Origin of the sequence: Marinilactibacillus sp. GCM10026970, assembly GCF_042660675.1 — a bacterium.
GTDB lineage: Bacteria > Bacillota > Bacilli > Lactobacillales > Carnobacteriaceae_A > Marinilactibacillus.
The window spans coordinates 27,381-39,319 of sequence record NZ_JBHSUL010000011.1 but is presented as its reverse complement, the minus strand read 5'-3'; the positions used below and the strand labels follow the sequence as shown (position 1 = coordinate 39,319).

Annotated in this window: 10 protein-coding genes and 1 pseudogene; 9 read left to right on the top strand and 2 right to left on the bottom strand. The window is 39.6% G+C overall.

Annotated elements, in window-relative coordinates:
• Positions 1–4 precede the first annotated feature (4 nt).
• Positions 5–949 carry a sugar kinase gene (locus tag ACFP65_RS04040; protein ID WP_379916124.1) on the top strand — a complete coding sequence of 315 codons (945 nt, stop codon included), beginning with the start codon at positions 5–7 and terminating at the stop codon, positions 947–949.
• A 136-nt stretch (positions 950–1,085) separates the two neighbouring features.
• Here ACFP65_RS04040 and ACFP65_RS04035 read toward each other — a convergent pair.
• Positions 1,086–2,435 (bottom strand): annotated as a pseudogene (locus tag ACFP65_RS04035) (PTS transporter subunit EIIC); the annotation flags it as partial.
• A gap of 257 nt (positions 2,436–2,692) precedes the next feature.
• Between ACFP65_RS04035 and ACFP65_RS04030 the strand changes: the two are divergent.
• On the top strand, positions 2,693–3,892 hold the full coding sequence (locus ACFP65_RS04030; RefSeq protein WP_379916122.1) for an enolase C-terminal domain-like protein: 1,200 nt from the start codon (positions 2,693–2,695) through the stop codon (positions 3,890–3,892).
• 1 nt (position 3,893) lies between these two features.
• Here ACFP65_RS04030 and ACFP65_RS04025 read toward each other — a convergent pair whose 3' ends face one another.
• Positions 3,894–4,607: a GntR family transcriptional regulator gene (locus ACFP65_RS04025; RefSeq protein WP_379916120.1), complete on the bottom strand. Its 714-nt coding sequence runs from the start codon at positions 4,605–4,607 to the stop codon at positions 3,894–3,896.
• A gap of 236 nt (positions 4,608–4,843) precedes the next feature.
• Between ACFP65_RS04025 and ACFP65_RS04020 the strand changes: the two genes are divergently transcribed.
• From ACFP65_RS04020 to ACFP65_RS03990, 7 genes are all read left to right on the top strand, one after another.
• On the top strand, positions 4,844–5,884 hold the full coding sequence (locus ACFP65_RS04020) for an NAD(P)/FAD-dependent oxidoreductase (RefSeq protein WP_379916118.1): 1,041 nt from the start codon (positions 4,844–4,846) through the stop codon (positions 5,882–5,884).
• Positions 5,885–5,913: 29 nt separating this feature from the next.
• Entirely contained in the window at positions 5,914–6,975 is a 1,062-nt protein-coding gene (locus ACFP65_RS04015) for a FecCD family ABC transporter permease (protein ID WP_379916116.1), read from the top strand.
• An 11-nt stretch (positions 6,976–6,986) separates the two neighbouring features.
• A complete protein-coding gene (locus tag ACFP65_RS04010; RefSeq protein ID WP_379916114.1) occupies positions 6,987–7,994 on the top strand; it encodes a FecCD family ABC transporter permease in 1,008 nt (335 codons plus the stop codon).
• 17 nt (positions 7,995–8,011) lie between these two features.
• Positions 8,012–8,962 carry an ABC transporter substrate-binding protein gene (locus tag ACFP65_RS04005; protein WP_379916112.1) on the top strand — a complete coding sequence of 317 codons (951 nt, stop codon included), beginning with the start codon at positions 8,012–8,014 and terminating at the stop codon, positions 8,960–8,962.
• A gap of 33 nt (positions 8,963–8,995) precedes the next feature.
• The gene (locus ACFP65_RS04000; RefSeq protein WP_379916110.1) at positions 8,996–9,781 is read left to right on the top strand and encodes an ABC transporter ATP-binding protein; all 786 of its coding nucleotides are present in this window, start codon (positions 8,996–8,998) and stop codon (positions 9,779–9,781) included.
• 156 nt (positions 9,782–9,937) lie between these two features.
• Positions 9,938–11,011, top strand: a complete 1,074-nt coding sequence (locus ACFP65_RS03995; RefSeq protein ID WP_379916108.1) for an NAD(P)/FAD-dependent oxidoreductase — start codon at positions 9,938–9,940, stop codon at positions 11,009–11,011.
• 65 nt (positions 11,012–11,076) lie between these two features.
• Positions 11,077–11,733, top strand: a complete 657-nt coding sequence (locus ACFP65_RS03990; protein ID WP_379916106.1) for an SDR family oxidoreductase — start codon at positions 11,077–11,079, stop codon at positions 11,731–11,733.
• The last annotated feature ends 206 nt before the right edge of the window (positions 11,734–11,939 follow it).

Genomic DNA, 11,939 nt, shown 5'->3' with positions numbered 1-11,939 from the left:
CTGAATGACAGACGTACTATTACTAGGAGAACCGATGGGGTTGTTTTCTGCAACAGAATACGGGTCATTGAAAGAAGCCACTTCTTTTAACAAATCGGTTGCGGGTGCAGAGATCAATGTAGGGATCGGTCTTTCAAGATTGGGACATACAGTCCAATATATTTCAAAACTGGGTAAAGACCCAATTGGTGAGTATATCTATGAAGCACTTGAAAAAGAAAAAATCGGCACAGATTATGTTACATTTGATGAAGTTTATCGAACAGGGCTGATGTTGAAAAACAAAGTGAAAGACGATGATCCTGACACTGCTTACTACAGAAAAGGAAGTGCCTTTTCTACTTTGTCAGTTGAGGATGTAAATCAAATCGATTTTGACCAAATCAAAGTCCTTCATGTAACAGGAATTCCGCCAGCATTGAGTGCATCTGTAAGAGAAGTGACCGAGCATTTGATGAAAAAAGCAAAAGAAGCGGGTACTTTTATTACATTTGATCCAAATTTAAGACCGGCACTCTGGTCTTCAACAGAAGAAATGCTGGAAGTCTTGAATACGCTGGCAACTTATGCTGATGTTGTTCTACCAGGTGTTTCTGAGGGTGAAACGTTAATGGGTTCTTCAGAAATTGAAGATATTGCACGTTTCTATCATGAAAAAGGTGCTAAAATTGTGATTACGAAGAGTGGAAGTCAAGGCGCTTTTGTCTCTGAAAAAGGTCAGGAATCAGTTAATGTCCCTGGTTTCAAAGTAGAGAAAGTTGTCGATACAGTCGGAGCTGGAGATGGGTTTGCAGTCGGCATTCTTCATGCTTATTTAGAAGGCTTGAGCTGGGAAGAAGCAGCCAGACATGCAAACGCTATTGGATCTTTACAGGTTCAAAATGCAGGAGATAACGAAGGCTTACCTACAAAAGAGGCTTTAACAACTTATATCAATAACCAGAGTTAACATAGAAAAAGCTTAGCTGTCCCAATGATGTGGGTAGCTAAGCTTATTTTTTCGACAAAAAATAGACGTCCTTTTTACTCTCAACTAAAAAGGACGTCTATTTGTAAATCAATTATTTTGATGCTTCTGTTGTTTTAGGTACAAGTACGTAAGTGATCGCAAACGAAACGGACAATGCGATGATCATACCGATAATAATAAAGATGAAATATTCTCCGACATAAGCCGGTAAGCTGAATACACTGGATAAAATATAACCGTAGATTCTAACACCAAAAAAGCTGATAAATGCAGAAGCGATAGAACTACCTACAGTAGCCGCAATAAATGCTTTAGCGTTTTTAGTCAGAATACCGAATAATGCAGGTTCTGTAATTCCAAGGAAGCCAGAAACGACTGCAGAAAGCGCAACGCTCTTTTCTTCTTTGGTATTTAGTTTTACATACATTGCCGCAGTAGCACCAGTGATAGCCATGTTTGCCATGAACATCATTGGCATAAGCATGTCGTATCCTTGGTTAGCAAAGTTTTGAAGTGCAATGGGCGTCATTGCATGATGGAGACCAGTGAAGACTGCAATTGGTCGAATACCACCGACAATAATTCCTGCTAAAATTGGAGAAACACCAAACAGCCATTCAACACCAGCAGCTAGCCAGTTACCTAAGTAAATACCAGCAGGACCGATAACGACGAGCGTTAAAATACCTGTTACAAATAAAGATAAGGTTGGAGTGAATACAGTTCTGAGTACTTCAGGAAGAAGTTTATCGATAAAGCGGTGAATATAACTTAACGCCCAGATTGCAATAATGATTGGAATAACCGTTCCTGCATAGCTGAAGACTGGAACTGGTAAAAATCCAAACAAATTGAACTGATCAATGACACCTTCTGCTACGGCATTGGTCATAGCTGGTACTTGCAGACTTGCTGCTATGGCAATCGCCAAATACTGATTGGTCTTGAATATTCTTGCAGCAGATGCAGCTACAAAGAAAGGTAAAAAGGTGAAGACACCTTTTGAGATCATATCAATAACGATATAAGTGTGAGATTCATTGCTGATAATATTTAGTGCGCTTAACCCTGACATCAGTCCCATGATCATACCAGCACCAGCAATAGCTGGAACGATTGGTCCAAATACGCCTGAAACGATATCCATGAAAGTGGAAATTAATCCCTTGCGTTCAGCAGGCTCATTTGAACCAGAGTCAGCTGAAGATTCTTCTGTGTCTATTCCTAAAAGTGACGCAACCGTTTCGTAGTACTCGGTTACATTTGTTCCAATGACAACTTGTAGTTGTTCATTTTTATGATTTGTACCGACAACTGCTTGTTCTTTTAGTAAGGCGTCATGGTCTACGATATCGTAGTTCTTTAGTTTGAACCTCAATCTCGTCATACAGTGCCAGACATTTTGGATGTTCTCTTTTCCCCCTACATTTTCAATGATGCGTTTCGCAACATCATGATGTTTCATATACCTCTTCCTTTCCCTATTGGATGTGTCCGTTTACAGTTAGAATCATAACAAATAAAAAACTATCCGTAAACCAGTCCTAAACTGAATAGATTTGTTTAAAAACGTTGATACGTAAAGGTTTGTAAAGGTAGGTGATGTTAATTGGAATGGTATTAATGGTGTAATAGACTGTTTATCAGTCCAAATTGACAGCGTTCTATCCTTCATGTTCTAATATTAATAGATCAAAGATTAGCAGGAGAGGAAGTAGTGATTTGAAACCCACTATTATTACCGATATCAAAAGTTACGGTATTAGACCGGACAGACATAATCTGGTCATTGTAAAAGTTGAGACTGACAAAGGTGTTTCTGGTTTTGGATGCGCAACTTTCCAATTTAGACCAAAAGCCGTTCAATCAATCGTAGACGAATATTTGAAACCTTTATTAGTAGGAAAAGATGCCAATGAAATTGAAGATATTTGGCAGTTAATGTACGTGAATGCATACTGGCGCAATGGGCCCGTTTTAAATAATGCTATTTCTGGAGTGGATATGGCACTTTGGGACATTAAAGGAAAACTGGCTGATATGCCTCTTTACCAATTACTTGGAGGACGCTCTAGAACAGCGATTCCGGCATATACACATGCAGTGGCAAATACAATGGAAGATTTAACGGAACAAATCGACCAATACATGTCAGAAGGCTACCGTTATATTCGTTGTCAATTAGGATTTTATGGTGGAACAGCAGAAAGTATTCAAGCACCTGATCAAGCCATTGAAGGCAGTTACTTTGATCAGCAAGACTATATGGATACAACCCTTAAGATGTTCAAAGAAGTTTATGAAAAGTATGGACATTCGTTCCAGATGTTACATGATGTTCATGAAAGACTGCATCCAAACCAAGCTGTTCAGTTCGCCAAGAAATCTGAACCTTATAATCTTTATTTCTTGGAAGATATTTTACCTCCCGACCAGACAGATTGGTTAAGTCAGGTAAGAAGTCAGACAGCTACACCCATTGCAATTGGTGAGTTATTCAATAACCCAATGGAATGGAAATCCATTATTCAAAATCATCAGTTGGATTACTTAAGGGTTCATATCTCGCAAATTGGAGGGATTACACCAGCATTGAAACTTGCACATTTATGTGATGCCTATGGAATTAGAGTGGCCTGGCACACACCATCTGACATTTCTCCTATTGGACTGGCAGTGAATACACATTTAAATATTCACTTACACAATGCGGCAATCCAAGAAAATATAGAATTAAAAGAAAACACAAAAGCCCTATTCAAAGATGCTCCAGAACCGGTTAAAGGCTATTTCTATCCAATTGATCGTCCAGGAATTGGCGTTGGATTTGACGAGGAACTTGCAGCATCATTCCCCGTCGTTTATCGTCCGCATGAATGGACTCAAAGCCGCTTACCAGATGGAACGTTATTCACACCTTAAATTAGATATTTGTTCTACGGGCTTGATGTCCTTTTTTATCAAATGGCGTAATATAAGTACAAGCATAATCAATTGCGGTAAGCTCGCTGTACTCATACACTTGCCCGTCATTCAGTAAACATCTATTCTCGATTTTCATAGCGGGAGTATTGCGTTTGCACATCAGTAGCTCAGATTGATTTTTGGAAAGAGTCACTGGACTGTAACTGGTAATGTAGTGGGAAATAGCGAACTTTTTGCTTAATACGTACTCCTGAATCGACTGTTCAATAATCTCTTCCGTTAAATCAGGAAACATGGAAACAGGCATTTTAGAACGCTCAATCTGTTCAATCTTGTAATCAACAATCCGAACCCGTTCAAATGTCCAAATTTCTTCAGAATCCGTTAGTTGAAAAATCTGCTCCTCTTCAGGGGTAGATTTTTTCTTTTGGAGTGAAATGACACGTGAAGTAATCCGTTCATAGGGCGTTCTAGTCAATGTGTTAAAGATCAAGGGGTTCATCTGAAATTGCTTTTTCACGTACATACCAGATCCTTGAATCGTTTGAACGATTCCAATTTCTTCTAATGTTTTGATGGCCTCTTGTATCGTGTATCTTGAAACTTGATAAGTCTCGGCCATCGTGCGCTGATTTGGTAATTTACCATCTTTGAATTGTTCCTGATAGATCTTACTTAATAAATCTTGAATCACGAATTCTCTTTTTTTCATTTTAGCACCTCTTTAAATGGGGTTAGGTTAAATTCGTTTAGAAAAAAGACTAGTGCTCTTTTTCAGCTCTCTAACAGATTATATAAGCAGTTCCAAAAAAAAGAAAGATGTATCGAGATATAAGGTTGTGAAAGCCTTAGGTATATCTTGACACCACAACTTGTGAATGCTATAACTAAGTTGCAAGTGATAATCATTCTCACTGAAGAATAGTTCAGAAAAAGGAGCGTTGAATCATGACAGTTAAGGACATAACGATTATTGGCGGAGGTCCAGCTGGATTATACGCAGCTTTTTATGCAGGTATGCGTGATTTAACGGTGCGTATCATTGATACTCAAAAATCTCTCGGTGGGAAAGTACATTTTTATCCTGAAAAGTTGATCTGGGATATTGGTGCGCTACCAGCGCTTACAGGTGCACGGCTCATTGATCAAATGGTTGAACAAGGTCTGACGTTTGAACCAGAAGTTGTATTGAACACAAGAATCACTACATTTGAAAGAAGAGAAGATCAGTTATTTGAAACGGTTAGCGATTCAGGAGAGATTTTTCTAAGCAAGCAAATCATCGTTGCGACAGGTGGAGGGTTGTTTAATCCCAAAAGATTGCCTCTACAGTACGATAGCCATTTTGAAGAAGCAAATTTACATCATAATGTATACAGATTAAACCATTTCAAAGGGAAGAAAGTCGTGATCGTTGGCGGAGGAAATTCAGCAGTGGACTGGGCAAATGATTTGCTTGAGGTAGCTGGGGAAGTACATTTGATTCACAGAAGTGAGACGTTCAGAGCTCATGAATTCAATGCTAGAAAGCTTCAAAATTCCGACGCAAGGATACATACACATACTTTAGTTAAAGAATTGATTCCTGACCCCACAGGGCGATATATTCACTCAGTTCGTGTCAGAAACAACCACGCTGATTATGACGAACAGATTGAATTAGATGAACTAATTGTGAATATTGGATTCGATAATGAACTGAATTTTCATCATGATCCTGCTTTGAAATTCAATCTGAAAGATGATTACTACATTGAAGGGTCTTCTAAAGCTGAGACGGCTGTTGAAGGCGTTTATGCCATTGGAGACATATTAGATTTTGAGGGGAAAGTTCGCCTGATAGCTGGCGCTTACAATGATGCTGCGAATGCCGTTAACCAAATCAAGCTTGCTTTAGATCCATCGGCGGAAGAAAAAGCTCAAGTCTCTTCTCATAACGACAAATTTAAGGACAAAAATCAGGAAAAGAAAGACCGTTACTATTTATAGATTGTCTACACCACAGAAAAGGAATGGCTATGGAGCAAATTAGAAAAAGACAATTGAATAAGAAAGCGACAAAACAACGAATACTTAAAAGATTTCAATCTAGATCTGCTCCTATGTATTTTGTGTTCAGCCTTGTGATACTCTTGTTTACGATGATTCTTTCTGTCTCTTATGGAGCGGCGCAGATCAACTGGACAGTGATTACAGAATCGCTGCTGCGTTTTGACGAACAAAATACGCAACATTTGATTCTATATGATTTGAGATTCCCTAGAGTACTGGCAGCGGCTTTGATTGGTGCATTTCTTGCAATATCTGGGGTTATCATGCAAGGATTAACGCGCAATCCTTTAGCCTCTCCATCAATAATGGGTGTTAGCTCAGGTGCGGGCTTTATGATTGCGTTCGCTTTAGCACTATTCCCTCATACCAGTCAAATCGGAATGGTTTTGTGGGCATTCACCGGAGCCGGTCTAGGTGCAAGTATGGTTTTCTCTGTAGGTCTGTTTTCTAAAAGAGGACTGACACCGGTTAAATTGGCCTTAGCAGGTGCTGCTGTCAGCGCACTGTTGCAATCTGCCTCAACGATGCTTGCAATGTACTTTAATGTAACCCGCGATATTAGTTTCTGGTATGCAGGGAATATAGCGGGGATCTCTGCTAGTAATGTGCGGCTAGCGTTGATCATAGCTCTAATCGGATTTATATCTGCTGGTTTGTTGTCTCGTTCTTTGACACTGATGAGCCTAGGGGATGAAGTGGCGAAAAGTCTGGGACAAAGAACGGGCCTTGTTAGAGTTTGCGGCATTTTGATTGTTTTGTTACTAACAGGGACGGCTGTATCCATCTCCGGTACCATTGGATTTATAGGATTAATCATTCCGCACATCACAAAAAAAATAATAGGAATGGATTATCGGTGGTTGATACCGTTCTCAGCGGTTATCGGAGCCTGGTTGTTGGTGACAGCAGATATTGCTGCCCGTATGGTCAATCCACCATATGAAACACCCGTTGGCGCTTTAACTGCGATGATCGGTGTACCGTTCTTCCTTTTCTTAGCAAGAAAAGAAGGAGGCGGACTTATCTGAATACACACAAAGTGATCTTTAAAAATATTCACTACTTAATATTAGCTCTGATCGTTATGATTGTTATGATGGGGCTGCTGAGTTTAGCTACAGGACACTTGGCCATCTCACCAAGCGAGTTAGTGGAAACGGCCCTTGGAGAAGGTAGTAGACGTAATGAGCTATTACTTTTTGAATTCAGGCTGCCACGTCTTTTTATTGCTATCTTGGCAGGGGCTGCATTAGGCGTAGCAGGGACCTTGCTTCAAGGGATCACTCAAAATGAGTTAGCAGATCCGGGGATTCTTGGTATCAATGCTGGAGCTGGATTGTCCGTTGTTTTTTATTTGACATACAGTTCTCGCCGAGGAGCGGTTTCAACGTTAGGACAAATGATGACGCTACCGATTGCAGCATTTTTAGGTGGATTACTAGCGGCATGTTGTATTTATATCGTTGCTTGGAAAAATGGCGTCACACCGATTCGCTTGATTCTAGTGGGGGTCGGTGTAAATGCAGGCTTTGGTGCTGTACTAACGCTGTTTCAGTTGAGAATGAACCAGAGTGAATTTAATCAGGTGACTGTCTGGCTATCCGGGTCGATCTGGAACGCCCACTGGTCAGCTGTGATCAGTTTACTACCATGGGTATTGATTTTGATTCCATTAAGTTTGTATAAATCCAGAACCTTGAATCTACTGCAGTTAGGAGATGAAATGGCATTGGGGCTTGGCGTAAATACAGAACGGGAAAGAATCAAGTTGGTTGCAATAGCTGTTGCCCTTACTGGTGCAAGTGTATCGGTGGCTGGTGGGATTTCATTTCTCGGCTTAGGTGCACCGCACATTGCAAGAAAATTGGTTGGAAACAAACATCAGAGACTTGTACCAACGGCAGCGTGCATAGGGGCCTTAATTTTACTCATTTCCGATATGATTGCAAGAAATCTATTTGCTCCTTCTGAATTGCCGGTCGGATTGATCGTAGCTTTTCTAGGTGCACCGTATTTTGTCTATCTTTTAATTACAACAGAAGCATAAAAATGGAGGAATTTAAAATGAAAACATTATGGACAACTAGTATTGTACTCAGTGCAGGATTTATGTTAGCGGCATGCGGAAACAGTGAGGTTGAAGCACCAGAAGAAGAGACGACTGAAGCACCAGTAGAAGAAGCAACAGAGGAGCCGAAAATACTTGTGGATGGGTTAGGGAATGAAGTTGAAATTCCCAATAACCCTGAAAATATTCTTGGATCTTATCTTGAGGATTACTTGGTGGCTTTAAACGTAACGCCAGTAGCACAATGGTCTGTATCCAACGGTGAAAGTATCCAGGATTATCTTCAAGAAGACTTATCCGGAGTGCCACTCATTCCGCATGACCTGCCTTATGAGTCTGTTCTGGAATATGAACCTGACTTGATGATCGTACGTGATGCTATTGAGCAAGATATGTATGAACAATATGCGCAGATTGCACCTACTTATGTACTGAAGTCTAGCCCAACTGAATGGCGCGAGACCTTGACTGAAGTTGGAGAAGTGCTGGGAATGGAAGGCGAAGCAGCGTCGGTTCTAGAAACTTACGATACAAAAGCACAAGAGAAAGCAGAAGAATTGTCAGCCGTAGCAGATGGTGAATCAGCAGCTGCAGTGTGGATGGTCAATAATAGTTTGTTTGTTGTGCATCCCGAGCGTTCTAGTGGCGCTGTTATGTATGGAGATCTTGGTCTGGAAATTCCAGAAGTTGTATCCAATTTATCCAGTGATGCTGACTGGGCTGCGATTTCTCTTGAGGAACTGGCGCAAATGAATGTAGACCATTTATTCTTTGTAAACAGTGATGGGCCTGAAGCAGAACTATTTGAAGATAGACTATGGCAAAATATTCCAGCAGTCGAACAGGACCAAGTTTATCAGTTTGGTCCAGAGACTTCTTGGCTTTATTATGGTCCGATTGCAAGTGACCAAGTTTTAGATAATGTAGTTGATAGCATTACAAAATAAAAAGCCTTACGAAGGATGAAGGAGGGATAGAGTATGTCAGAAATTCAGACAAAAGCAATGACAGTAGGATACGGAAAACAAGAAATTATTTCAGAACTTTCGATTACGATACCTAAATCTAAAATCACCTGCATTATCGGGCCGAATGGTTGTGGAAAGTCTACTTTATTGAAGACAATTGCTCGCCTCCTTAAGCCTTCAAGTGGAACAGCTATGATAGATGGGAAAAGTATCCATAAGGAATCCACTAAGGCGATCGCGCAGGAAATTGCGATATTGACACAAGCGCCTCAGACACCAGAAGATATCACAGTCAAAGAACTCGTATCTTATGGACGTGCGCCTTATCAAAAAGGGTTTGGACAATTAAAAGCACATGACTGGGAAAAAATCCACTGGGCACTAGATCAGACACATCTTTTAAATCAAGCAGATCGTTCAGTCAGTTCGCTATCGGGTGGACAAAAACAACGTGTTTGGATTGCAATGGCACTCGCTCAAGATACAGACTGTTTGCTGCTGGATGAACCAACGACTTATCTTGATATGGCCCATCAGCTGGAAGTCCTCCAAGTGTTGGAATCACTCAATCAAAAATTGAATCGAACGATCGTAATGGTCTTACATGACTTAAATCACGCAGCTAGATTTGCAGATCATTTAATTGCTATCAGAAAAGGAAAAATTATCCAAACAGGCTCACCTGAACAAGTTATGAAAACGGAAGTCCTCCGTGAAGTTTTTGATATTAAAGCAAGTATTGTCACAGATCCACATACAGGGAAGCCAACGCTTCTGAGTTATCAATTGAGTCATTAAAAGTAGTCTTCTTAAAGGATTTTCTGATGTTTGAAATCGGAAGTATCCTTCGAGAGGACTGCTTTTTTCTATATAGATATAACTTGTGGATAAAGAAAAAGACCTCTATAATTGAAAGTGAGAATCATTATCAATTAGGGGTAGGTGTTATTAAAGATGGAAACAGCAAATCAATCAACTGAAATAAAAGATATTACGATTATAGGAGGAGGGTCAGCAGGACTTTATGCTGCATTTTATGCAGGAATGCGAGATCTATCTGTTCAAATTGTAGAATTAAGAAATCGCTTAGGTGGTAAAATTAATTTTTATCCACAGAAATTAATCTGGGATGTGGGTGGGATTACACCGATCAGCGGAGAAGATCTTATCGAACAATTAGCAGCACAAGGGAAAACATTCGGTCCTGAAATTTATTTAAACGAACATATTATTAAATTAGAAAAAATAGACAATATTTTTGTTGCGACCGGTTTTTCTGGTGAAAAGTACTTTAGTAGAAAAGTGATTTTAGCGACAGGTACTGGAATTGCACAGCCTAAAAAACTACCATTTGATGACATCCTTCATTTTGAACAGACAAACTTACATTATCAAATCAAACGACTGGAACAGTTTAAAGGAAAACGAGTGTTGATGGTTGGTGGAGGGAATTCTTCAATCGATTGGGCTAGTGAGATTGAACCTCTGGCAGAAGAGTTGACCTTAATCCATAGAAGTGATCAGTTTAAGGCGCACGAAACACAACTGAAAAAACTGGAAAATTCTTCTGCTTCTATCAAAACACATACAGAAATCAAAGAGCTAATTTCGGATAGTACACAGACAAGAGTGGCAGCAGTTACTTTAATTCATAATCAGACCGGTATCGAAGAGCAAATTTCTGTCGATGAAGTTATCGTAAATATAGGGATTGATCGACAAGCAAATTTCTTCCACGATAATGAGGAATTGAATCTTGAGCTTGTAGACAATGGGTATTTGATTAAAGGGGATTCTAAAGGGATTACAAATATAGAAGGACTCTATGCTTGTGGAGATACCATGGACTTTGACGGGAAACTTAGACTGATTGCTGGAGCTTTCAATGATGCTGGGAATGCAGTCAACCATATAAAATTAAATTTTGATCCGGATGCCAAACCGAAAGCAAAAGTTTCTTCTCATAACAAGCGCTTTGACGGGAGAAATCAAGAACTTCGCGCACACTTATATGGGGATAAGGTATAATCATTGGTTTTTATTTTCAACTTTGTTAAAGTAAGTTTATACAAAAATTGAAGGAGCGATCATTGATGCAAGTATTAGTTGTTGGAGCAAACGGACAAATCGGAACGCACCTCGTTGAACAGTTAAAAGAAGAGGGAAATCATACACCAATTGCCTTTGTTAGAAAACAAGAACAAGTAGATAAATTCAAGGAAAAAGGGATCGAAGCCCGTCTGGGTAACTTGGAAAGTTCTGTACAAGAGATTAAAGATCAGATGGAAAATATTGATGCCATTGTATTCGCTGCTGGATCCGGTGGTAGTACAGGTGTCGATAAAACTGTCTTGATTGATTTAGATGGTGCAGTGAAGGTGATGGAAGCTGCAGAAGATATGAACATCAAACGATTCATTATGGTCAGCGCGTTCCAAGCAGATGTTAGAGAAAACTGGAGCGACGAAATGAAACCTTATTTCGCAGCCAAACATTATGCAGATAAGTTTCTACTGAACAGTGACTTGAATTACACAATTGTTCGTCCAGGTGTACTTGAGAATGAACCTGCGATTGGTAAAGTAGCTTTAACGAGAGCGCTAAATGAATTCACAGATCCTATGACAATCCCAAGAAAAGACGTTGCTGATTTAATTGCTCAATCATTAGATCATGAACGTACCTATCGTCAGTCATTTGATGTAACAACTGGCGATCAAAGTATTGAAGAAGCATTGAATCAACTATAAGATTCGCTTTTGTTGAATCCTTACTAAAAAATTATAGAGTCCTTCCAAGTACGATTTGGAAAGGGCTCTTTTTCTATAGGAATTAAGATAAAAGGTTAATTTAAGTAAGCAGAAACTTTAAGAAACGGTATAGATTTTTCTAAATCAGTGCAAATCGATAGCAGAGTCGATATAATGAGAACAGAGTAATTCAATTAAAGTGATTG